This window comes from Bradyrhizobium sp. IAR9 (assembly GCF_013408065.1).
Lineage (GTDB): Bacteria > Pseudomonadota > Alphaproteobacteria > Rhizobiales > Xanthobacteraceae > Bradyrhizobium.
In genome coordinates, this window is the sequence record NZ_JACBZW010000005.1 from 352,172 (window position 1) to 373,730 (window position 21,559).

At 64.2% G+C, this 21,559-nt stretch carries 20 protein-coding genes; 9 read left to right on the top strand and 11 right to left on the bottom strand.

Annotated elements, in window-relative coordinates:
• Nucleotides 1-145 precede the first annotated feature (145 nt).
• Together GGD67_RS16510 and lepB are read left to right on the top strand one after the other, a co-directional pair.
• On the top strand, nt 146-1,309 hold the full coding sequence (locus GGD67_RS16510) for a slipin family protein (RefSeq protein WP_179734238.1): 1,164 nt from the start codon (nt 146-148) through the stop codon (nt 1,307-1,309).
• A gap of 161 nt (nt 1,310-1,470) precedes the next feature.
• Nucleotides 1,471-2,220, top strand: a complete 750-nt coding sequence (gene lepB / locus GGD67_RS16515) for a signal peptidase I (RefSeq protein WP_179734240.1) — start codon at nt 1,471-1,473, stop codon at nt 2,218-2,220.
• Between the two features lie 197 nt (nt 2,221-2,417).
• Here the strand turns inward: lepB and groL are convergent, their stop codons facing one another.
• Together groL and GGD67_RS16525 are read right to left on the bottom strand one after the other, a co-directional pair.
• Nucleotides 2,418-4,058, bottom strand: a complete 1,641-nt coding sequence (groL, locus tag GGD67_RS16520) for a chaperonin GroEL (protein WP_092259181.1) — start codon at nt 4,056-4,058, stop codon at nt 2,418-2,420.
• A gap of 47 nt (nt 4,059-4,105) precedes the next feature.
• Nucleotides 4,106-4,420: a co-chaperone GroES gene (locus tag GGD67_RS16525; RefSeq protein WP_018322058.1), complete on the bottom strand. Its 315-nt coding sequence runs from the start codon at nt 4,418-4,420 to the stop codon at nt 4,106-4,108.
• Between the two features lie 379 nt (nt 4,421-4,799).
• Between GGD67_RS16525 and GGD67_RS16530 the strand changes: the two genes are divergently transcribed.
• Nucleotides 4,800-5,087: an usg protein gene (locus tag GGD67_RS16530; protein WP_028141201.1), complete on the top strand. Its 288-nt coding sequence runs from the start codon at nt 4,800-4,802 to the stop codon at nt 5,085-5,087.
• Nucleotides 5,088-5,288: 201 nt separating this feature from the next.
• Here the strand turns inward: GGD67_RS16530 and GGD67_RS16535 are convergent, their stop codons facing one another.
• A complete protein-coding gene (locus GGD67_RS16535) occupies nt 5,289-7,418 on the bottom strand; it encodes a tetratricopeptide repeat protein (protein WP_179734242.1) in 2,130 nt (709 codons plus the stop codon).
• 219 nt (nt 7,419-7,637) lie between these two features.
• Here GGD67_RS16535 and GGD67_RS16540 point away from each other — a divergent pair, with 219 nt between their 5' ends.
• A complete protein-coding gene (locus tag GGD67_RS16540; protein WP_018322061.1) occupies nt 7,638-8,165 on the top strand; it encodes a cupin domain-containing protein in 528 nt (175 codons plus the stop codon).
• A 326-nt stretch (nt 8,166-8,491) separates the two neighbouring features.
• The gene (locus GGD67_RS16545; protein WP_246790820.1) at nt 8,492-9,709 is read left to right on the top strand and encodes a rhomboid family intramembrane serine protease; all 1,218 of its coding nucleotides are present in this window, start codon (nt 8,492-8,494) and stop codon (nt 9,707-9,709) included.
• Between the two features lie 107 nt (nt 9,710-9,816).
• On the opposite strand, the gene GGD67_RS16550 is transcribed toward GGD67_RS16545, so the two are convergent.
• Entirely contained in the window at nt 9,817-11,067 is a 1,251-nt protein-coding gene (locus tag GGD67_RS16550; protein ID WP_179734244.1) for a NupC/NupG family nucleoside CNT transporter, read from the bottom strand.
• Between the two features lie 160 nt (nt 11,068-11,227).
• Between GGD67_RS16550 and GGD67_RS16555 the strand changes: the two genes are divergently transcribed.
• Entirely contained in the window at nt 11,228-12,466 is a 1,239-nt protein-coding gene (locus tag GGD67_RS16555; RefSeq protein ID WP_179734246.1) for an MFS transporter, read from the top strand.
• Between the two features lie 209 nt (nt 12,467-12,675).
• On the opposite strand, the gene GGD67_RS16560 is transcribed toward GGD67_RS16555, so the two are convergent.
• From GGD67_RS16560 to GGD67_RS16585, 6 genes are all read right to left on the bottom strand, one after another.
• A complete protein-coding gene (locus GGD67_RS16560) occupies nt 12,676-13,434 on the bottom strand; it encodes an SDR family oxidoreductase (RefSeq protein WP_018322065.1) in 759 nt (252 codons plus the stop codon).
• Between the two features lie 24 nt (nt 13,435-13,458).
• Nucleotides 13,459-14,217, bottom strand: coding sequence for a proteasome-type protease (locus GGD67_RS16565; protein WP_092259186.1), 759 nt, complete (start codon nt 14,215-14,217; stop codon nt 13,459-13,461).
• A gap of 114 nt (nt 14,218-14,331) precedes the next feature.
• Complete coding sequence (locus tag GGD67_RS16570; protein WP_179734248.1) at nt 14,332-14,739, bottom strand: carboxymuconolactone decarboxylase family protein; 408 nt, start codon at nt 14,737-14,739, stop codon at nt 14,332-14,334.
• A gap of 72 nt (nt 14,740-14,811) precedes the next feature.
• The gene (locus GGD67_RS16575) at nt 14,812-15,660 is read right to left on the bottom strand and encodes a transglutaminase family protein (protein ID WP_179734459.1); all 849 of its coding nucleotides are present in this window, start codon (nt 15,658-15,660) and stop codon (nt 14,812-14,814) included.
• A 120-nt stretch (nt 15,661-15,780) separates the two neighbouring features.
• Nucleotides 15,781-16,725 (bottom strand): alpha-E domain-containing protein, encoded by a 945-nt coding sequence (locus GGD67_RS16580; protein ID WP_018322069.1) that lies wholly within the window; start codon nt 16,723-16,725, stop codon nt 15,781-15,783.
• Nucleotides 16,726-16,729: 4 nt separating this feature from the next.
• Nucleotides 16,730-18,148 carry a circularly permuted type 2 ATP-grasp protein gene (locus GGD67_RS16585; protein ID WP_179734249.1) on the bottom strand — a complete coding sequence of 473 codons (1,419 nt, stop codon included), beginning with the start codon at nt 18,146-18,148 and terminating at the stop codon, nt 16,730-16,732.
• Between the two features lie 276 nt (nt 18,149-18,424).
• On the opposite strand from GGD67_RS16585, the gene GGD67_RS16590 reads away from it, so the two are divergent.
• Genes GGD67_RS16590 through GGD67_RS16600 form a run of 3 tightly spaced genes read left to right on the top strand, consistent with a single transcriptional unit; the run spans nt 18,425 to nt 20,406 of the window.
• On the top strand, nt 18,425-19,162 hold the full coding sequence (locus tag GGD67_RS16590; protein WP_018322071.1) for a competence/damage-inducible protein A: 738 nt from the start codon (nt 18,425-18,427) through the stop codon (nt 19,160-19,162).
• A 36-nt stretch (nt 19,163-19,198) separates the two neighbouring features.
• Complete coding sequence (gene gpt, locus GGD67_RS16595; protein ID WP_018322072.1) at nt 19,199-19,726, top strand: xanthine phosphoribosyltransferase; 528 nt, start codon at nt 19,199-19,201, stop codon at nt 19,724-19,726.
• A gap of 17 nt (nt 19,727-19,743) precedes the next feature.
• A complete protein-coding gene (locus GGD67_RS16600) occupies nt 19,744-20,406 on the top strand; it encodes a hypothetical protein (protein ID WP_179734461.1) in 663 nt (220 codons plus the stop codon).
• A 25-nt stretch (nt 20,407-20,431) separates the two neighbouring features.
• Here GGD67_RS16600 and GGD67_RS16605 read toward each other — a convergent pair whose 3' ends face one another.
• Nucleotides 20,432-21,454: a methionine synthase gene (locus tag GGD67_RS16605; RefSeq protein ID WP_179734251.1), complete on the bottom strand. Its 1,023-nt coding sequence runs from the start codon at nt 21,452-21,454 to the stop codon at nt 20,432-20,434.
• Between the last annotated feature and the right edge of the window lie 105 nt (nt 21,455-21,559).

The window sequence follows — 21,559 nt, forward strand, 5'->3', positions numbered from 1 at the left end:
CGATCGCGCGCGTGCGCCCGTCGTCATGCGAGCTCAAGCCTCGGCCCGTCGATCTCTCAGGAAGCGTCGTCCGCGTCCTCAAATCCTTTGCAAACGAAACCTGTTGTCCGGCATCCGGCCGGACGCAAAACGATGGAGGCGTGCCATGACTTCGAACGAGGGCTGGCATTTGCTGATGCTGAACGTGACGGTCAAGGATGGCGAGCGGGCGTTGCTGACGCGCAACGGGCAGCTCGTGCGCGTGCTCGCGCCCGGCAGGCACCGTCTGTTCGATCCCCTGCACGAGCTCAAGGCCGAGGTGCTCGATGTGGTCCGCAGCGAATTCTCTGCGGATCGCTACGCGGTGCTGAAGGCCGCACGGCCTGATCTGGCCGCCGAGCTGTTCGAGGCGGTCGAGACCAAGGCGGACGAGATCGCCATCGTCAGCCTCGACGGCCGGCCCGTGCATCTGATGACGCCCTGGCAGGTGCGCGTCTACTGGAAGGTCGCAACGAGCGTCGATGTCGAGCGCATCGACGTGTCCAGCGATGTCAGGGTTGGCGCGCGGCATCTGGCCATGATCGAGCGTAACCGCTCGGCCGTGACGTCGGAGACGGTGGTCGAGAACCACGAGGCGGGCCTGCTCTATGTCGAGGGCCGGCTCGTGGAGCGGCTCGTGCCCGGCCGGCACGCCTTCTGGACCGTCGGCCGCAAGATCGAGGTGAAGCGCCTCGACCTGCGGCCCCAGGCGGTCGAGATCACCGCGCAGGAGATGCTGACCAAGGATCGCATCGCGCTGCGGGTGACGCTGACGGCGTTCCGTAAGGTGGTCGATCCCGAGCGGACGGTTGCGACCGTGCCCGACGTGGATGCGTGGCTGTACCGCCTGGTGCAGTTCGCTATCCGGGAGGCGGTTGCGGGCCGGACGCTGGACGAGGTGCTGTCCGCGAAGGCGGCACTGGATGCGGAGCTGCGCGACTATGTGCGCGCACGCGTCGCGGAGTCCGGTGTCGAGGTGACCGAGCTCGGCGTCAAGGACGTGATCCTGCCCGGCGAGATCCGGGAGCTGGTGAACAAGGTGGTGGAGGCGGAGCGGGTCGCCAAGGCGAACCTGATCCGCCGGCAGGAGGAGACCGCGGCGACGCGTTCGCTTCTGAACACCGCCCGCCTGATGGAGGAGAACCCCCTGCTGCTGCGGCTCAAGGAGCTGGAGTCGCTGGAGCGGCTGGTCGAGAAGGTCGGCCGCATCGACCTCCACGCCGGCAACGGCGAGGGCCTCGATGCTCTCCTGACCCGGCTCGTGCGCCTCAAGGCGCCCGAGAGTGCGTAAAACCGAAGGGCCGCCCACGGGCGGCCCTTCACATATCCGTCGTCGTCGCTTGCAATGAACGCGGAGTCGCGCCTGTGCGACCAAAATCACGGACGTGGGATTGCACGCGCGCGAAGGTTGCGTAATCTCGCGATGACTATGGGTTTGATCAGGGCAGGCGCATGACGATTCTTCAGGACACCATCCGGCCGCCGACGGCGCGATCGCGGGAGTGGAAGGTGATCGTCATCCTGATCCTGCTGGTCCCGGTGCTGTGGTCCCCGCTGATCCTGTTTCGCTTCGTCCTCTATCAGCCGTTCAGCATCCCCTCCAATTCGATGGCGCCGACGCTGATGGTCGGTGACTATGTCTTCGCCGCGAAATATGCCTATGGCTACGGCCGCTACTCCTTTCCCTTCGCGCCATCCTGGATCTCGGGCCGCGTCTTCGCCGCCAACCCGGAATACGGCGACATCGTCGTGTTTCGTACGCCGAAGGATACCTCGGCCGACTACGTCAAACGCGTGGTCGGGCTGCCCGGCGACCGCATCCAGATGCGGCACGGCCAGCTCATCCTCAACGACCGGCCAGTGACGCGCGTCGCGCTAGAGGACGGGCTCGCCGACAACGCCTGCGGTGGGGATGGCGGCGTCAGGGTCAAGCGTTGGCGCGAGACGCTGCCGAGCGGCGCGTCCTATGTCACCAACGACTGCCTCGACAACGCTTTCCTCGACAACACCAACGTCTTCACGGTGCCGCCGGGCCATTTCTTCGTGCTCGGCGACAACCGCGACAATTCCACCGACAGCCGCATGATGTCGGCGTTCGGTTTCGTGCCGATGGACAATCTCGTCGGCAAGGTGACGCGGATCTTCTGGTCGCTCGACGAAGATGGCGAGCCGCGCATGGAGCGGTTGGGGAAGGTGGAGTGAGGCTCGGAATGACGGAGGTTCGTAGCCCGGATGGAGCGCAAGCGTAATCCGGGAAGGCTGCCTGCGTCGCACGAGATGTCCCGGATTGCGCTTCGTTCCATCCGGGCTACGAGCCGCCGTTCCGCGAGAACGTCCGTCCCAAACAAAAACCCCGGCATCGCTGCCGGGGTTTCGTTAGTTCTTGAGGTGGTTGGACCTTAGAAGTCCATGCCGCCCATGCCGCCGCCCGGGGGCATCGCGGGGCCGGCGCCGCCCTTCTTGGGCAGCTCGGCGACCATGGCTTCCGTGGTGATCAGCAGGGCCGCAACCGAGGCAGCGTTCTGGATCGCGGTACGGACCACCTTGGTCGGGTCGATGATGCCCTTCTTGACGAGGTCGGCATATTCGCCGGTCTGGGAGTCGAAGCCGTAATTGTAGGCCTTGTTCTCCAGGATCTTGCCAACGATCACCGAGCCGTCTTCACCGGCGTTGATCGCGATCTGGCGGGCGGGAGCCGACAGCGCCTTGCGCACGATCTCGACGCCGGTCTTCTGGTCGTCGTTCTTGGTGCGCAGGCCCTTGAGCTGCTCGGAGGCACGGAGCAGGGCGACGCCGCCGCCCGGAACGATGCCTTCTTCCACGGCCGCACGGGTCGCATGCATCGCGTCATCAACGCGATCCTTGCGCTCCTTCACCTCGACCTCGGTCGCGCCGCCGACGCGGATCACCGCGACGCCGCCCGCGAGCTTGGCAAGACGCTCCTGGAGCTTCTCACGGTCGTAGTCCGAGGTGGTCTCCTCGATCTGCGCCTTGATCTGAGCCACGCGCGCCTCGATGTCGGCCTTCTTGCCGGCGCCGTTGACGATCGTGGTGTTCTCCTTGTCGATCATCACCTTCTTGGCGCGACCGAGCATGTTGAGCGTGACGTTCTCGAGCTTGATGCCGAGATCTTCCGAGATCGCCTGGCCGCCGGTCAGGATCGCGATGTCCTGCAGCATGGCCTTGCGGCGATCGCCGAAGCCCGGAGCCTTGACGGCCGCGACCTTCAGGCCGCCGCGCAGGCGGTTCACGACCAGGGTCGCGAGGGCTTCGCCTTCGACGTCCTCGGCGACGATGACCAGCGGCTTGCCGGTCTGCACCACGGCCTCGAGCAGCGGCAGCAGCTCGTTCAGCGAGGAGAGCTTCTTCTCGTTGATGAGGATGTAGGCGTCGTCCATCTCAACGCGCATCTTGTCGGCGTTGGTGACGAAGTAGGGCGAGATGTAGCCGCGGTCGAACTGCATGCCCTCGACGACGTCGAGCTCGGTCTCGAGCGACTTGGCTTCCTCGACGGTGATGACACCCTCGTTGCCGACCTTCTTCATGGCGTCGGAGAGGAACTTGCCGATCTCCTGGTCGCCGTTCGCCGAGATGGTGCCGACCTGGGCGATCTCGTCGTTCGAGGTGACCTTCTTGGAGTTCTTCTGGAGGTCCGCAACCACGGCTTCGACCGCGAGGTCGATACCGCGCTTCAGGTCCATCGGGTTCATGCCGGCGGCGACCGACTTGGCGCCTTCCTTCACGATCGCCTGGGCCAGCACGGTGGCGGTGGTGGTGCCGTCGCCGGCCGCGTCAGCGGACTTGGAGGCGACTTCGCGCACCATCTGCGCGCCCATGTTCTCGAACTTGTCCTCGAGCTCGATCTCCTTGGCGACGGTGACGCCGTCCTTGGTGATGCGGGGAGCGCCGAACGACTTGTCGAGCACGACGTTGCGGCCCTTCGGGCCGAGCGTGACCTTCACCGCGTTGGCGAGAACGTCGACGCCGCGCAGCATCTTGTCGCGCGCTTCAACCGAGAATTTGACTTCTTTGGCTGCCATCTGGAATTTTCCTTGGATAATGTTTGACTGGAGGGAAAGAGAGGCTCTTAGGCCGCCTTCTTCTTGGAAGCGGGGACGTCGAGAACGCCCATGATGTCGCTTTCCTTCATGATCAGCAGGTCTTGGCTGTCGATCTTGACTTCAGTGCCGGACCACTTGCCGAACAGCACGCGGTCGCCGACCTTCAGGTCGATCGGGATCAGCTTGCCGGCTTCGTCGCGGCCACCGGGGCCGACGGCTACGACTTCGCCCTGCGAGGGCTTTTCCTTGGCCGTGTCGGGAATGATGATGCCGCCAGCGGTCTTCTCTTCTGCGTCGATGCGCTTGACCACGACGCGGTCGTGAAGCGGACGGAATTTCATGCAGTCCTCCTAAGCATTTGCTCAGATTGATGTTTCAAGGGATGTTAGCAGTCGATGCCCGCGAGTGCTAGCACGAGCGAAGCTGAAATAGGACAGGAATTTTGTGGGAGCAAGGGCTTCTAGCAGAAAAATCAGCACCCGGAAGCGCGGACTGCCAGAATCTCTTTTCCATCGTTAACCGAGGCCGGGCCCGTATTAGCACGGTGCCGCCTCTGCTGCTAACGCATTGAATTTCAACAGCTTGTTAAAATTTTGGGCTTGAGATGGGTTGTCAGTTTGCGTCACATTTCTCTCATGTGAGCGCATCAGTACCGGGTGGCTCGTCAGGCGCACACCGACCAGGCCGCCCCTTGAATGCGCTCCTGCAAAGGAGGTTGGCATGGGCGTACGGAGTGGGGGCGTTTCCGAGGACTTCCGGAAACAGCTTCTAGGTTACGGGCTGACGACGGCGCAAATCCTCTACCGGATGCCGGATCATCCTTCGCTGCTCCAGACCTACGTCTGGCAGAACTACGACATGTTTCCGAAATTCCCGGCGCTGAAGGATTTCCTGGCCTTCTGGCAGGAAAAGCTCGACGGTCCCCTCCATTCGGTCACCGTCGCGCACTCCAAGCTGATCAAGCCGGCCGAGCTGCGCGCCGTGGATGGCGTGTTCCGGCTGCATTGAGGCGCACACCGGTCCCGTAGGGTGGGCAAAGGCGCTTAAGCGCCGTGCCCACCATCTCTCCATGATCGCGCACGGAAGGTGGGCATGCTTCCGCCTTCGCTCTTCGAGCTACGGCGGACAAGTCGCTTTGCCTACCCTACGATATCTCCGTTGCAGCTGCGCCGGGCGAACGCGCTATTCCCGTGATCACCTGAGGGGCGATCAGGCGCCCTCGCTGCAATAGCGTCTCCACATCGCGCGATAGGCCTCGTCGACCGCTCGCCCGTATGAGACGGGGTTGCTGGCGGCTGCAGCCCGGATCTTGTCGGGCAGCTCGCGGCGCAACCTGTCGAGCTCGCCAATTTGCGAACCTCGGCTCGTTGCGATTTCGATATACGCCGCATGGCTGTCGGTGACCCAGTCCGGCAAGCCAAGTGCCGTGAGGATGGAGCCGGCAGCACGGCTGGGCAGGCTGTTGCCGAGCTTCGCCACCACCGGCACGCCCATCTGCAAGGCTTCCCATGTGCTGACGCCGCCATTCTGCGGGAACGGGTCGAGGCAGATATCGACGCGATTGAACGATGCCAGATGTTCACTTCGCAAGGTGGCGCCGAGCAGATCGACGCGTTCGGCCGGCAATCCGCAAGCCTCGAACCGGGCCAGCAAATTTTCGCGGACCAGCTGGTCGTCCAGCGCAACATCCTTGATCAGCAGTCGCGAGCCCGGCACCCGCTCGAGAATCCTGGACCAGACCTGCGCTGCCTCGTCCGAAATCTTGCTGATGCGGTTGAAGACGCCGAAGGTGACGAAACCGTTCGAGATCGCCGGCGTTGGTGCCCGCGGAATCTCGGTCGGCAGCGACGCCAGCGTCACGAAGCACGGCAGGTCGACAATGGTCTCGGCAAACAGATGCCGAACCTCGTGAGGAATCGCGACCGGATCCGACATCAGATAATCGATCGTCGGCAGCCCGGTGCCGGTGCCGTGGCCCCAGCCATGCACCTGGATCGGTGCCGGCTTGCGCGCGAACACGCCGAGGCGGTTACCTCTGGTATGGCCGGACAGATCGATCAGGATGTCGATGCCGTCGGCGCGGATCTCGGCGGCGAGGCGATCTTCGGTCCATTGCGAGGCGTCGCGCCAGCGATCGGCGATCCCCTGAAATTCGCCGGTCGTCGCATCCACTTTCGACGAACAAGCGTAGCACACGACCTCGAACTGTGCCCGGTCATGGTGTTGGAGCACCGGCTTGAAAATCAACGCAGCCGAATGCGCGTTGAAATCCGATGAGACATAACCGAGCACCAGACGGCGGTCCGGATCGCGGCTGTTGTCATGCGGGCCCCCCGCGCCTGAAGCGATTTTCGCGCCGACACGCTCCCACCACACCTGACGCGCCTGCTGATGCCGTTCAACGGTGGCGTCCCCCGCAAAATCGAGCGTGAATATCTTGTTGGAGATTGCGCTCTGCAGGTCGGGCTGGATGTCGAGGGCTCTGTCGAAACTGGCGAGGGCCTCATTGACCCGGCCAAGTCCGGCGAGGCAAAGACCCAGCACCAGGTGAGCTTGAATGGAATCGGGATCGATCGCGAGCGCCTGCTGACAGTCGTGGGATGCGTGGGCAATTTGCTGGATCTGGAGCAGGACACTGGCCCGCGCGAGCCACCCATTCGCGTCGTCGGGTGCCAGGGCAATCGCCTGATTGCCGTCTGCCAGCGCTTCGTCAAACCGCTGAAGTTCCCGTAAAGCCGTGGCACGGTTCGCCAGCGCCGCGGCATAGTCGGGCTTGATCGACAGCGCGCGGTTCAAGCTTGCGACGGCCTCGTCATAATTGCGCTGACGGCACAGCGCCCAACCCCGGCCGTTGTGGGCTTCAGCAAGGCTTGCGTTGAGTGCGATCGCCTTGTCGTAGCTGTGGAGCGCCTCCTCGTGAAGGTCGAGGGCCACGTTCGCGTTACCGAGATTGGAGAGGGTTGCGGCGTGGTTGGGCCGCAAGGCGAGGGCCTTTCGATAGCTCGCGCAGGCCTCGTCGTGACGCCGCAGCCCGTTGAGCGCGACGCCCAGCCTCATATGAGCATCGGCAGATTGCGGATCCACGGCGACCGCTCGGCTCAGCAGGATTTCGGCTTGCTGAAAGTTTTTGGCATCAGACTCCAAAGCGCCGAGCATGTGCAGCGCCATGAATTGGTTGGGCGCGAGCTGCAGGAGTTGCCGATAGGCAGCCTGGGCCTCGGCGAGAAGCCCCATCTTGTGGAGCTGGAGCGCATGCCCGAGCAACGGCAGCACTTCGGCTTTTTGCCGTTTCTGAAGCCGGGCATTTTGAAATGCACGCTGACCTACGCTGTTGCCCATGGCTTCAATCCCCCAGAATCTCTCTTCGAGATTAATTCAGCGGGAGAACGAATACGAGACGACGGCCGTTCGCCACGACAGCTTGGGACAAGCTACGACCGATCGGGTCATCGAGCCGCCAGCCTAGCGCCCGGCAATTGCCGCCTCATCCAAGACTGGATAATCTGTGCTCGGGTTGTACCCGTCCGGCGGGCGCGGCTCAGATCAGGGAGGCAGACAATGGCCAAGCAAAAGGCATCAAGACCCGCAACGAAGACCGCAGTGAAGAAGCGGAGCGGCGCCAAAGCGGCGGCGCGATCCTCGGCACGCAAGGCGGTGAAGGCGAAGGCCCGCACCGCCGCGCCGAAGAAGCCGGCGCGGCCCAGGCAGCGCATCGCGATCAGCCATCACCGCGAGGAAGACTTCAAGGCCGATGGCCTGCGCGCTTACGCGAAATACCGCGACCTCGGCATCGCCGACGCAAGCCACGGCCTCGCGCAAGCGCACGTGATCCGGCTGCAAGGTCCTTGCGATCCGGCCGAGGTGTCGAAGCTGCATTTTCACGACGTCGACTTCCAGATGGTCTACGTGCTCAAGGGCTGGGTGAAGACCTATATGGACGGGCAGGGCGAGACCTTGATGAAGGAAGGCAGCGCGTGGACCCAGCCCCCGAAGATCAAGCACATGATCCTGGATTATTCGGATGACGTCGAATTGCTGGAGGTGATCCTGCCGGCTGAGTTCAAGACGGTGGAGTTGAAGGCGTAGGCCAATCTCTCTCCTTTGTCACTACGATGAAGGTTCGTAGCCCGGATGGAGCGAAGCGCAATCCGGGGCCGCTGCCTGCGACGACGCAGACCTTCCCGGATTGCGCTGCGCTCCATCCGGGCTACAGGACCATCGCTACTCCAGCCCCACCACCGCCCATCAAACACGTTCGTCAGTGTTCCCGTCACGATCGCTAAAAAGCACCCGATCTGCGAAACCGGGCGCTTACCAGCCGGATGGTTTCAGCTGTCCCGCAGGGCGGGCGCTAACCAGTCGAAAATACCTCTCCCGTCAACTCAAAGCTGTGAAAACGCGGGAGTGCTTTCATGGCGACCAACACTTTTGGCCGACGCGGCGTTGCGGCGCCGCCCTCAAGAGCGTCATTTCAACCCGTCGCCGCGCCGATCGTTCGGGAGATCGTGCGCGACCCCGCTCAGGCCTTGTCCAGTGAGGGGACGCTTTTTGGCGACAACAAGCTTCTGGCCGATATCCCTTTCCTCACCATTGGCCTGATTTTTGGTCTGCTTCTGATCTTCGCCCTGCAACGCAGTCTGGCCATCGACGTTGCGCGGGACGGTGACCTCGATGTCCGCTCGCTGATCGCTCAGGGCGCCTCCGGTTACGATCTCGTTGTCGGACGAGGAGAGTGGTGGAGGATTGGCCTTGCGCCGCTGCTGCATGGCAGCGGGTGGCACCTCATCAGCAACTGCATCGGGTTGTTCATCGTCGGCGTCAGGCTGGAGTCTCTGATCGGCCGTGGCTGGTTTGCGCTGATCTTCGTCGCCAGTGCAGTGGCGGGTGAGGTCGGCTCTCTGCTGGGCAATGGCCCCGGCACGGTGGGCGTCGGCGCGTCCGGCGCCATTACCGGGCTCATCGCCGCACTGTTCGTCGCGAGCTTCGATCCGGAAGCGGACGCCGATCAAACCATATCGCGATTGAAGACGTCGCTCTTCTTCGGCGTGCCCGCATTGCTGCCGCTGGCCTTCGGCGCCTCGGGCAATGTCAACTATTATGCCCATGCAGGCGGTGCGGTGGCCGGCGCCGCGCTTGCGATCACGCCGTGGCTCGCCTTCTGGTCCTATGACAGCCTGCCGCGGAGCGCCGGCATGACGTTGCTCGCAGCATCCCTCGGATCTCTGATCTGCGCCGGCTTCGCCGCCGTGCATTATTCGTCCTACATGGCCGATGCCGTGCACTATATCCGCGCATCGGAAGTGCCGACGAAGTCTGACGAGATGGTCAGCCGGTCGTTCGATCTCGTCACTCGCTATCCGAAAGACGCGCGGGCTCACGTGTTCCGCGCGGTCTTCTTCCTGGAACAAGCCAACCTGAGGTCGGCGGAGACGGAGGCGCGAACCGCCATGTCGCTCGCAGCTTCGGATGTGGCGGGTGGGCCGGTGCGCTCCGGCGCACAGGGCCTGATGGCGGTGTTGTTGTGGGCGCAGGGACGGGAAAGCGAGGCGAAAGCCATGGCGGCCGAGCCGTGCCGTGCCAAGCTGGCCGAGGTGCGCCGCATCTTGCAGAAGTCGAAATTGTGCAGTTGACCGGAATGACCGGTTCGTAGCCTGGATGAGAGCGTAGCGGCATCCGGGAAAGTCTCTCCGCGGCGAACCTGATCCGGATACTCGCTGCGCTCATCCGGCCTACGGCATCAAGCCAACACCCCCACGACCGCGCCCATCAAGCAAGTCGTCAGCGTCCCCGATACGATCGACTTCAATCCCAGCGCGTTGATCTCCTCGCGCCGCTCCGGCGCCATCACGCCGAGGCCGCCGATCATGATGCCGAGGCTGGCGAAATTGGCGAAGCCGCACATTGCGTACAGCATGATCAGGCGCGAGCGCGGGTCGAGCGCATCGCCCGGCAGCTTCGAGAAGTCGACATAGGCGATCAATTCGTTGAGTACGGTCTTGGTGCCCATCAGGCTACCGGCCGTCACCGCCTGATCCCATGGCAATCCCATCAGCCAGCACACCGGCGCCATAACCAGCCCCAGCAGGCGCTGTAACGAGATCGCGGCGCCGCCAACGTTCGGCAGCAGGCCGAGCATAGCGTTGACGAGATAGACCAACGCCACCAGCACCAGCAGCATGGCGACGATGTTGATCAGCAGCTCGATCCCCGCGGTGGTGCCTTTCACGATCGCGTCCATCGTGCTGGAGACCTCCATCGCCGGATCTTCGAGCGTGCCGCCGGTACGCGTGTCGGAGGTTTCAGGCACCATGATCAGGCTGACGAGGATCGCGGCCGGCGCGCCCAGCACGGAGGCGATGACGAAGTGCGCGGCCGCGTCGGGAATGAGAGGAGCAAGCAGCGTCGCATAGAGCACCAGCACCGTGCCGGCGATGCCCGCCATGCCGCCGGTCATCACCAGGAACAATTCGCTGCGGGTCATCTGCTTCAGATAGGGCCGCACGAACAGCGGCGCCTCGACCATGCCGAGAAAGATGTTCGCGGCGGTCGAAAGGCCCACCGCACCGCCGACACCGAGCGTCCGCTCCAGCAGCCAGGCCATGCCGCGCACGATCGGCGGCAGCACGCGCCAGTAGAATAGCAGCGTCGTCAGCACGCTCATCACCAGCACGATCGGCAGCGCCTGGAACGCCAGGATGAAATCGGCGCCAGGCACCTTGACGTCGAAGGGCAGGGCGCCGCCGCCGACATAGCCGAACACGAAGGCGGAGCCGGCGCGCGAGGCAGCCGAGATCGCACCGACCGCGTCATTAATGGCGCCGAAGGCGTGCGCGACGACCGGCAGCTTCAGGAGCACGATCGCCGTGACGAAGGTGGCGACGAGGCCGATCGCCACCTGCCGCAGCGACACCGCGCGCCGATTCTCCGCCAACGCGAAGGCGATCAACAGCAATGCGAAAATGCCGAGTGCCGATTGCAAGCGCAGCATGATGTCCCCAAACCCTCAATGATTATGGCCGCGCCTGCGTTGCAAAGGCAATGCCGGGGGCCGCCAGAAGCGCCCCACTGTTGACAAGCGGGGCCACCTCGGCCACGCGGGGGCCTTCGACAGTGAGGGGGCGAGCGGTCCGAGGGTGACCCAAAAGGCGATGCCAGAGCAACCAATATCCGGACACCCGCCGGTCAGCGCCCGCGCGCTTCTCGCCCATCGCGCGTTCCTGTTCTTCCTGCTCTCGCGCAGCCTGTCGCGCTTTTCCAGCCAGATCGCGGCGGTCGCGATCGGCTGGCAGATCTACGATCTCACCGGCTCGGCCTTCGACCTCGGCATGGTCGGCCTCGTGCAGTTCCTGCCTACCGCGCTCCTGGTGTTCGTCGCTGGCCACGCCGCCGACCGCTATGAGCGAAAGCGCGTGGTCCAGCTCTGCCAACTCGTTGAAGCGGCGACCGCGCTCTATCTCGCAATCATCACCTATCTCGGCGCGGTCGGCGAAGTCCAGATCTTCATCGCGACCTTCGTGCTCGGCATTGCCGGCGCGTTCGAGAGCCCGACCACGGCGGCGCTGCTGCCGCTGATCGCGCCGCAGGGCTCGCTTCAGCGCGCCACCGCCGTCTCTAGCGGCGCGGCGCAGGTCGCGACCATCACCGGGCCGGCGCTCGGCGGCTTCGCCTATGCGGTTTCCCCGCATCTCGCCTACGCCGTGATGGTGCTGTTCTGGATCTTCGGCATGATCCTGACCGGCTTCATCCGGCCGCGTCCGCAGGCGATCGCGAAGGAGGGGATGGACTCGGACAACATCTTTGCCGGCGTTCGCTTCATTCGCAGCAATCCGGCCATCCTCGGCACCATTTCGCTCGACCTGTTCGCGGTGCTGTTCGGCGGCGTCACCGCACTGCTGCCGATCTATGCCCGCGACATCCTCCAGACCGGTCCGGTCGGGCTCGGCGTGCTGCGTGCCGCGCCGGCGGTCGGCGCGCTCCTGATGACCATGGTGCTGGCGCGCCACGCCATCTCGAGGCACGTGGGCCTGCGCATGTTCCAGTCCGTGATCGTGTTCGGCCTCGCCACGATCGTGTTCGCGCTGTCGTCCTGGATGTGGCTGTCGGTGCTCGCGCTCGCCGTGCTCGGTGCCGCCGACACGATCAGCGTCGTGATCCGCTTCTCGCTGGTGCAGCTCTCCACCCCCGACGAGATGCGCGGCCGGGTCGGCGCGGTGAACTTCCTGTTCATCAACGCCTCGAACCAGCTCGGCCAGTTCGAAAGCGGTGTGGCCGCCGCGCTGCTCGGCGCCATGCCGGCCGCCGTGCTCGGCGGCGTTGCCACGGTTGCGGTGGCGCTGCTCTGGATGAAGCTGTTTCCCAGCCTGCGGCAGGTGGAGAGCTTGGAGTAGGCCTCCGCTCTCTCCACGTCATTGCGAGGAGCGAAGCGACGAAGCAATCCAGAATCTTGCCTTGGAGGCATTCTGGATTGCTTTGCTGCGCTCGCAATGACGATTGTTGAGATAGCTCGTGGACTTAACTCGCGTCACCCCCGCAGCCAAGCAGCAGCAGGCGCCTCTTGACGCCTACTGTGCATGGGGTTGTTTTCGCAATTTTAGCTTCAACCCCGTCCGACGAACGGCATCTTGGTTGCCATGACCGTCATGGTCAGCACGTTGGCGTCGAGCGGCAGGCCGGCCATGTAGGCCACGGCATCGCCGACCGCTTTCGCATCCATGCGCGGTTCGTGCTTGGTGGTGCCGTCCGGCTGCAGCACGCCGGGGCCGTTGACCATGCGATCGGTCATCGGGGTCGCGGCATTGCCGATGTCGACCTGGCCGACCGCGATGTCGTACATGCGGCCGTCGAGGTTGCTGGCCTTGGTCAGACCGGTGATGGCGTGCTTGGTCGAGGTGTAGGCCGCCGAGAACGGGCGCGGCGCATGCGCCGAGATCGAGCCGTTGTTGATGATGCGGCCGCCGCGCGGGGTCTGGTCCTTCATGATGCGGAAGGCGTGCTGGGTGCACAGGAACGGGCCGGTGAGGTTGGTGTTCACCACCGCCTGCCACTGCTCGAGGCTGAGGTCCTCGAAGTTCACCGCGGGAGCGCCCATGCCGGCATTGTTGAAGAGCACGTCGAGCCGGCCATAGGTGGCCTTCACCTTGTCGAACAGTGCGGCAATGGAATCCGGCTTGGTCATGTCGGCGGTGACGCACAGGCTTTTCCCGGCGGGACCGAGCTTCGCCGTCTCCTCGAGCATGTCGAGCCGGCGACCCACCAGCACCACGGTGAAGCCGGTGTTCATCAATGCCAGCGACGCGGCGCGCCCGACACCGGTGCCGGCGCCCGTCACTACTGCGATCTTGTTTGCTTCACTCATTGTTTCCTGCCTTTTCTCATGCTGTCAGGTTTTGGGTTCTTTTTCGTTCTTGTAGGGCGGCCGCGGAATGTTCTGGTGCGCCGCGCGCAGCGCCGCCGACCAGCGCGAGCGCAGATCGTGGAAATAGGGCTCGCCGGCCTCGATGCGATGGTTGAGATCGGCATCGCAGGCATCGGCGCGCACCACCAGCACGTCGATCGGCAGGCCGACGCCGAGGTTCGAACGCATGGTCGAATCCATCGAGATCAGGCCGGTCTTCAGCGCCTCGTAGAGCTCGACGTCGTAATGCATGGCGCGGTCGAGCACCGGCTTGCCGTATTTGTGCTCACCGATCTGCAAATACGGGGTATCGGTCGTGCACTCGATGAAATTGCCGGCGGTGTAGATCATGAACAGGCGCATCCGGGAGCCCTTGATCTGGCCGCCGAACAGGAACGAGACGTCGAACGAGACGTCCTCGGATCTCAGCGCCGGGCCTTCTGTGGCGTGCACCGCGCGGATGGCCCGGCCGATGCGCTGGGCGGCCTGGAACATGGTCGGCGCGTTCATCAGCGTCTCGACCTCGCCCGTGTTGGGGTCCTCCAGGCCTTCGGTCAGCGTGGAGAGCACGGACTGGCTGATGGCGAGGTTGCCGGCGCTGGCGATCGCCATGATGCGTTCGCCGGGCTTTGAGAAGATGTGCAGCTTGCGGAAGGTCGAGACGTTGTCGAGGCCGGCATTGGTGCGGGTGTCGGCGATCATCACCAAACCGTCCCGAACCAGGATTCCGCAACAATAGGTCATTTCCAGTCCCCGAACGCGTTTGCGCGGAATTACTAGCGAATTTCGGGAGCCGGTCCAACCCCCGATTCCCGGGGGAAGGTCGTCATTCCGGGGCGTGGCAGCCAGCTCTGCCGCTCAATCCGCGGCATCGACGAGAAACGCCTCGTCGACCGGCACGCCGAGCGCCGTGACCAGCCGGTTGGTCTCCGCGGCCATGCCGACGATGGCGAGCAGCTCGGCATATTCGGCCTCGGTCATGCCCTTGGCCCGCGCGGCGGCGGTGTGGGAGTGAATGCAGTAGTTGCAACCATGCGCGATCGAAACCGCGACATAAAGCATTTCCTTGACCTTGGGATCGAGTGCGCCGGGAGCCATCACCTCCTTGATGCTTTCCCAGGTTCGCCGCAGCGTCTTCGGATCATGCGCCAGCGCGCGCCAGAAATTGTTGACGAAGTCCGACTTTCGCACCTTGCGGATATCGTCGAAGACGGCGCGCGCTTCGGTGGAGAGTTCATCGTCCGAAAGCAGTTTTACGGTGGCCATGGGTACCTCGCGGGGGGGGGCAGCTTCGATCCCCGCGAGTGTAGCACGACCGATGCGCTCGAACGGCTGCGCCTAGCTCTGCCGTTGGGATTGCGATTGCGACGGACCGCCGCGGCCGGCCTGCTCGACCTTCACGGCCACAGCCAGCGTCTCGGCGCCGCCGCCATAGCGGGTGCCGCGCACCGGGGCCGCGCCGAGATAGTCGAGCCCGATCGCGACGCGGACATGGGCGTCGGTGGCGCAGATGCTGTTGGCGGGATCGAAGCCGACCCAGCCGAGATCGGGCACAAAGGCTTCCGCCCAGGCGTGCCCGGCGTCCTGATGCACCGTGCCGTCCGCGCGCAGGAAGTGGCCGGAGACGAAGCGCGCCGGCACGCCGCCGGCGCGGGCGCAGGCGATGAAGATGTGCGCGTAGTCCTGGCAGACCCCGCGCTTGAGCGTGAACGCCTCCGCCGCCGAGGTTCCGCTGTTGGTCGGGTCCTCGTCGAACGTCATGTGATCGCCGATCTCGGTCATCAGCGTATGCAGGAAGCCGAGCGTGTCGCTCTCGGCCTCGCTGCGCAACTGGCGCGCGACCGCCATCATCGCGGGATTGACGGAGGTGAGGTCGGTGGCACGCAAGAACATGCCGGCCGGAAAGCGCTCGTCGGTCCCGCGCAGCACGCCGCCGGTGTCGTGGGTCTCGATCAGGCCTTCGGCGGTGATCTTGATGTCGCCGACGGGCCCGCAGGACAGCACATGGGTGACGTTGCCGAAGGCGTCCTCGTGGGTGTCGAGCTTGGTGTCCGTCGAGACGTCGATCTGCCATTCCGCCACATATTGGCCGTCATGGCTGCCGGGCGTCATGCGCAGGATCTGGATTACGCTGGTGGCCGCCGGCTCGTAGCGATAGGTCGTGGTGTGCAGGATTCGCAGGCGCATGGTGGTTTTGATCCATTCCGGGCGATGCGTCAGCATCGAACTCTAGTGCGTAATTGCGCACTTGAGAATCTCGAGATTCCGGGTCTGGTCCTTTGGACCATCCCGGAATGACGGCGTTCATCAGATCAAATACTGCTTCGTGATGATTTCGCCCAGCCTGGAATTGTCGGTGATGAATTCCTGAATGAATTCATGCACGCCATGCTGGAAAATGTCGTTCATATTGCTGTGTTCCAGCCGGTTACGGATGCCGCGGGCGTGGCGCTGGGCCGGGCCCTGGCGGCCATAGGCGACGCCGATCTGGTCGAGGTTGCGCACGAGATTGCCGTAGCAACTGGCGAGCGAGCGCGGCAGCGTGTCGTTGAGGATGAGCAGATCCGCGATCAGCCACGGCTTCAGCGTCTCGCGATAGACCCAGTGATAGGCCGTCAGCGCCGAGACCGAGCGCAGGATCGAGCTCCACTGATAGAAGTCCAGGGGACCACCGACATGCTCCTCCTCGGGCAACAGCACGTGATACTTCACGTCGAGAATGCGCGCGGTGTTGTCGGCGCGCTCCAAATGCACGCCCATCCGCGAAAACCAGTAGGCGTCGTTGCGCAGCATGGTCCGGTAGGCCGAACCGTCGAAGCGCAGCGAGGTCTCCTGGACGAAGCGCAGGAATTTTGCGAGGTCCTCGCGCGTCGAGGTGCCCTTGCTCCACACCGCCTGAAGCTCGATCCAGGCCGAGTTGATGGTGTCCCACATCTCGCTGGTCAGCGCGGTGCGCACCGAGCGCGAGTTCAGCCGCGCCGCCTCGATGCAGTTCCTGATCGAGGACGGGTTGTCCACGGAGAACGAGAGGTAGTCGACGACGTTGTGCTCGTTGGCTTCCTCGTAGGTCTGATAGAAGCTGGCGGCGACGCCGGCGGTGAGCAGCGCCGAGTCCCATTCATTGGTCTTGCCGACATAGGCGGCGGGAAGCGCGGTAACGCGCAGCGTCGCATCGATGGTGCGGGCGAGATACTCGGCCCGTTCGACATAGCGGGCGAGCCAGTAGAGGTTTTCGGCGGTACGCGACAGCATCTGACTACTCGTCCAGGATCCAGGTGTCTTTGGTGCCGCCGCCCTGGCTCGAATTCACCACCAGGGAGCCTTCCTTCAGCGCGACGCGTGTCAGGCCGCCCGGCACGATAGTGGTGCTCTTGCTGCCGGTGAGCACGAAGGGCCGCAAATCGACATGGCGCGGGGCGAGGCCGGTTGCGGTGCAAGTCGGGCAGGTCGAGAGCGCGAGCGTCGGCTGGGCGATGAAGCCTTCGGGCTCGCGCTTGAGCTTCTCGCGGAACGCTTCGATCGTGGCCTTCGTCGCGGCGGGCCCGATCAGCATGCCGTAGCCGCCGGAGCCGTGCACTTCCTTGACGACGAGCTCGCCGAGATTGTCCAGCACATAGGCGAGATCCTTCGGCTCGCGGCAGCGCCAGGTCGGCACGTTCTTCAGGATCGGCTCCTCGCCGAGATAGAATTTCACGATATCCGGCATGTAGGAGTAGATCGCCTTGTCGTCGGCGATCCCGGTGCCGACGGCGTTGGCGAGCGTGATGTTGCCGGCCGCGTAGGCCGACATCAGCCCGGGCACGCCGAGCACGGAATCGGGACGGAAGGTGAGGGGGTCGAGGAAGTCGTCGTCGACCCGGCGATAGATCACGTCGACCCGCTTCACGCCCTCCGTCGTCCGCATGAACACTTCGTTGTTCTTGACGATGAGATCGCGGCCCTCAACCAGCTCGATGCCGAGCTTGTCGGCGAGGAAGGAGTGCTCGTAATAGGCCGAGTTGTAGACGCCGGGGGTGAGCAGGGCGACGGTCGGCTCGCCCGAGGCGCTGAGCGGCGCGACGGAGCGGAGCGCCGAGAGCAGCTCGTCCGGATAGCGCTCGACCGGCGCCACCTTGTGGCGGGCGAACAGATCCGGAAACAACCGCATCATGATCTCGCGGTTTTCCAGCATGTAGGACACGCCGGAGGGCGTGCGCGCATTGTCCTCGAGCACGATGAAGTCGTTGGCATCGACCCGGACGATGTCGATGCCGGCGATGTGCACGTAGACGTCGTGCGGCACCTGCTGGCCGTTCATCTCGGGCCGGAAGACCGGGTTCTGGAAGATCAGATCGTCGGGCACGATCTCGGCGCGCAGGACGTCGCGGCCGTGATAGATGTCGCGCAGGAACATGTTGAGCGCGCGCACGCGCTGCTTCAGGCCCTTCTCCAGCAGTGCCCATTCCTTACCCGACATGATCCGCGGGATCACGTCGAAGGGGATCAGGCGCTCGGTGGATTCGGCCTCGCCATAGACCGCGAAGGTGATGCCGATGCGGCGGAACAGGAGCTCGGCCTCCTGGCGGCGATATTCGAGCGCCTCGGGAGGCGTCTCCTTGAGCCAGCGCGCCAGCTCCTGGTAGGCGGGGCGAAGGTCCCCGCCGGGAATATTCATTTCATCAAACGCGACTGCCATAGATGCCGACTGTTCTCCGCAAGGCGTTGCGCCAATGGACAGGTCGCCAGGCCCTGGTGAAGCCGCAACGTCCTGACCATGCGGCAAGAGTGCATGACTTTCATGTGGTAGCAAGGGCCGGGCCAGCGCGATAAGCATGGACTGGCAGCATTTGTCGGGGATGGCCGGCGGCTTGCCTGAAAAAATGGCTGAGGACTGCTTATTTCGACAGCAAAACCGCGTGACTTCAACGCGTTACCTCGGCAAAGTCGGCGCCACAGGTGAGGGACTTAAGTTATGAGCGAGATCGTCACGGCGGGCATTCTGGTCATTGGGGACGAAATCCTGTCCGGCCGGACCAAGGACAAGAATATCGGCTTCATCGCCGAATACCTGACCAATATCGGCATCGACCTGAAGGAGGTTCGGGTCGTCTCCGATGACGAGCCCGACATCATCGCAGCCTTGGATGCACTGCGGCATCGCTACACCTACGTCTTCACCACCGGCGGCATCGGGCCGACCCATGACGACATCACCGCCGACAGCGTCGCCAAGGCGTTTGGCGTCGGCATCGACCACCATCCGGAGGTGGTCGCCCGTTTCAAGGAGCGCTGGAGCGAGCAGGACCTCAACGAGGCCCGCTTGCGCATGGCCCGCATCCCCGACGGTGCCGAGCTGATCCAGAGCGCAACCATCCTTGCGCCCGGCTTCAAGATCGGCAATGTCATCGTGATGGCCGGCGTGCCCTCGATCATGCAGGCGATGATGGACATCGTCTCGCCCAAGCTGAAATCGGGCGTGCGCATGCTCTCCGAATCGGTCCGCGCCAATGCGCGGGAGGGCGACATCGGCAGCCCCTTACGCGCGATCGCCACCGCCCATCCCGACACCATCATCGGCAGCTACCCCTTCATGGACGAGGAGCAAAAGCCGAATACGAACCTCGTGGTGCGCTCGCGCGATGCGGACAAGCTCGCGGCAGCAATGGCCGCGGTGAAGGAAATGCTGGCAGGATTGAACATCACCCGTTAGCAGAGAATTTGCCGGCAGGCGAAGCAGGAGACGACAATGGCTGGTGAAGCACCGGAACTGAGTGCGCAGGAGCGGGCGGGCAAGGCCTTCCCGGTCTCGTGGGACCAGTTCCACCGCGACTGCCGGGCGCTGACCTGGCGGCTCAACGAAGTCGGCCCGTTCCACGCCGTCATCGCGATCACCCGCGGCGGCCTGGTGCCGGCCGCCATCGTGGCGCGCGAGCTTGGCGTGCGCATCATCGATACGGTCTGCGTCGCCAGCTACGACCACGACAAGCAGGGCGACCTCCAGGTCCTCAAGGGTATTTCGGAACAGGCCATGAAGCTTGGTGGTGGCACCGGCAAGGGGCTGTTGATCGTCGACGATCTCGTCGACACCGGCAAGACCGGCAAGCTGGTGCGCGAGATGTTGCCCGACGCACATTTCGCCACCGTCTACGCCAAGCCGAAGGGACGCCCGCTCGTCGACACCTTCATCACGGAAGTCTCGCAGGATACCTGGATCTTCTTCCCCTGGGACACCGCGCTATCCTACCACCCGCCGCTGCGCGACGGCGCGGCGTGATCAAAGGCGAATGGCGAATGGCGAATGGCAGCCGCTCCACTCGCAATTCGCCATTCGCTACTCGCCCTCTCCAAAACCGCGTCCTGCCGACCGGCGACATTATCGCCACCCCGCATCGCGGCCTGTTCACCGGCAATCGCGGCATCATCCATGATCCCGCAACGAAGACGCTGCTGAACAAGCGCTGGTCGTCGCCGGCGTGGATTACGTGCTTGTGCGAATTCCGCGGCTGGCGGCGGCCGGTGATGGCGCGGCGCAGCTGGACCGAGCTATTCTTCCTCGACGAGGCCACCGCGTTTGCCGCGGGCCATCGTCCCTGCTTCTTCTGCCGCCGCGAGGATGCCAACCGCTTTCGCGCGGCGTGGGAGGTGGGGAATGGCGTGAGCAAGGTGAGCGCGAAGGCGATGGACGCCGAGCTGCACCTGGAGCGTCTGGATCATGGCCGCAAGCGCCTGCACGCGCCGCCGGTGCCGCTGGCAGAATTGCCCGACGGCGCGATGGTTCAACGGGGCGAAGACAGCTTTCTGGTGGTGCAGGGAAGGGCGCTGCTTTGGTCGCCAGCCGGCTATGCCCGCGCCGAGCACGAGCTGGAGAGCCCAATGCTGCTGACGCCCCCGTCTACACTGCGTGCACTGAGCGCCGGATATCAACCGGCGCTGCATCCGACCGCTCTGGACTAGCAGAGCGGCCTGCGGATCCCGGCCCTCACCCGAGCTTCTCGCGCGCCAGCGCAGCGCCCGCGCCGAGCGCCATCAGCTTGGCTTCGGCGATCTCGCGCCGCATCGGTGCCATGCCGCAATTGGTGGTGGCGATGATGTTGCTCTTGGGGACGAATTTCGACACCGCGTCGATCACCTTCACGACATCCTCTGCAGTCTCCACCGTGTCGCTGGCAACGTCGATCACGCCGGCCTGCACGATCTTGTTCTTGAGCAGCTCCAGCAGATCGAGCGGCACTTTCGAATTGCGGCATTCGATCGCGACCTGCTGGATCGGGCTGGCGTCGATCGCCGGAAAGATCTGCTCATACTGCCGCCATTGGCTGCCCAACGTTTCCTTCCAGTCGGTGTTGGCCTTGATGCCGTAGCCGTAGCAGATGTGCACGGCGGTGGCGCAGGTGAGGCCCTGCGCAGCGCGCTCCAGCGCCTTGATGCCCCAATCGTTGACCTCGTCCATGTAGACGTTGAAGGCGGGCTCGTCGAACTGCACGAGATCGACGCCGTCGGCCTGCAATGCCTTGGCCTCCTCATTCAAAAGCTCGGCGAAGGCAAACGCCATCTTGACGCGGTCGCCATAGTAGCGATCGGCAATGGTGTCGATGATGGTCATCGGGCCGGGCAGGGTGAACTTCAGCTTCCTCTTCGTGTGCGTGCGCGCCGCGCGCGCCTCGAAGGCATGGACGCGCCCCTTGAGCCGAAGCGGGGCGACCACCTGCGGCACCATCGCCTTGTAGCGGTCCTTGCGGATGCCCATCTCGACCTTGTGCGCGAAATCGATGCCTTCGATCTTCTCCAGGAAGCCGTGCACGAAATGCTGCCGGGCCTGCTCGCCCTCGGTGAGGATGTCGATTCCGGCGTCCTCCTGGATCTTCAGCCAGATCAACGTCGCGTCGCGCTTGGCGCGGAGCAACTCGTCGCCCTGCGACTTCCAGGGCGCCCAGAGCATATTGGGTTCGGCAAGCCATTCCGGCTTCGGCAAGGAGCCGGCAATCGTGGTTGGAAACAGCATGGCGGCCCTCCGGCGGGTTGTGTTGCGCCCCTTCCTGCCATGTCCTAACGTCAAGGTACAGAACAACAAAAGTCGTTATTTTAGCTGGCGGCATCGGCAGGGAAG

What these genes read in the sequence shown, in the direction of transcription:
- GGD67_RS16510 (WP_179734238.1), top strand. Translation starts at nt 146, where the DNA reads ATGACTTCGAACGAGGGCTGGCATTTGCTGATGCTGAACGTGACGGTC.
- lepB (WP_179734240.1), top strand. Translation starts at nt 1,471, where the DNA reads ATGACGATTCTTCAGGACACCATCCGGCCGCCGACGGCGCGATCGCGG.
- groL (WP_092259181.1), bottom strand. Translation starts at nt 4,058, where the DNA reads ATGGCAGCCAAAGAAGTCAAATTCTCGGTTGAAGCGCGCGACAAGATG.
- GGD67_RS16525 (WP_018322058.1), bottom strand. Translation starts at nt 4,420, where the DNA reads ATGAAATTCCGTCCGCTTCACGACCGCGTCGTGGTCAAGCGCATCGAC.
- GGD67_RS16530 (WP_028141201.1), top strand. Translation starts at nt 4,800, where the DNA reads ATGGGCGTACGGAGTGGGGGCGTTTCCGAGGACTTCCGGAAACAGCTT.
- GGD67_RS16535 (WP_179734242.1), bottom strand. Translation starts at nt 7,418, where the DNA reads ATGGGCAACAGCGTAGGTCAGCGTGCATTTCAAAATGCCCGGCTTCAG.
- GGD67_RS16540 (WP_018322061.1), top strand. Translation starts at nt 7,638, where the DNA reads ATGGCCAAGCAAAAGGCATCAAGACCCGCAACGAAGACCGCAGTGAAG.
- GGD67_RS16545 (WP_246790820.1), top strand. Translation starts at nt 8,492, where the DNA reads ATGGCGACCAACACTTTTGGCCGACGCGGCGTTGCGGCGCCGCCCTCA.
- GGD67_RS16550 (WP_179734244.1), bottom strand. Translation starts at nt 11,067, where the DNA reads ATGCTGCGCTTGCAATCGGCACTCGGCATTTTCGCATTGCTGTTGATC.
- GGD67_RS16555 (WP_179734246.1), top strand. Translation starts at nt 11,228, where the DNA reads ATGCCAGAGCAACCAATATCCGGACACCCGCCGGTCAGCGCCCGCGCG.
- GGD67_RS16560 (WP_018322065.1), bottom strand. Translation starts at nt 13,434, where the DNA reads ATGAGTGAAGCAAACAAGATCGCAGTAGTGACGGGCGCCGGCACCGGT.
- GGD67_RS16565 (WP_092259186.1), bottom strand. Translation starts at nt 14,217, where the DNA reads ATGACCTATTGTTGCGGAATCCTGGTTCGGGACGGTTTGGTGATGATC.
- GGD67_RS16570 (WP_179734248.1), bottom strand. Translation starts at nt 14,739, where the DNA reads ATGGCCACCGTAAAACTGCTTTCGGACGATGAACTCTCCACCGAAGCG.
- GGD67_RS16575 (WP_179734459.1), bottom strand. Translation starts at nt 15,660, where the DNA reads ATGCGCCTGCGAATCCTGCACACCACGACCTATCGCTACGAGCCGGCG.
- GGD67_RS16580 (WP_018322069.1), bottom strand. Translation starts at nt 16,725, where the DNA reads ATGCTGTCGCGTACCGCCGAAAACCTCTACTGGCTCGCCCGCTATGTC.
- GGD67_RS16585 (WP_179734249.1), bottom strand. Translation starts at nt 18,148, where the DNA reads ATGGCAGTCGCGTTTGATGAAATGAATATTCCCGGCGGGGACCTTCGC.
- GGD67_RS16590 (WP_018322071.1), top strand. Translation starts at nt 18,425, where the DNA reads ATGAGCGAGATCGTCACGGCGGGCATTCTGGTCATTGGGGACGAAATC.
- gpt (WP_018322072.1), top strand. Translation starts at nt 19,199, where the DNA reads ATGGCTGGTGAAGCACCGGAACTGAGTGCGCAGGAGCGGGCGGGCAAG.
- GGD67_RS16600 (WP_179734461.1), top strand. Translation starts at nt 19,744, where the DNA reads ATGGCGAATGGCAGCCGCTCCACTCGCAATTCGCCATTCGCTACTCGC.
- GGD67_RS16605 (WP_179734251.1), bottom strand. Translation starts at nt 21,454, where the DNA reads ATGCTGTTTCCAACCACGATTGCCGGCTCCTTGCCGAAGCCGGAATGG.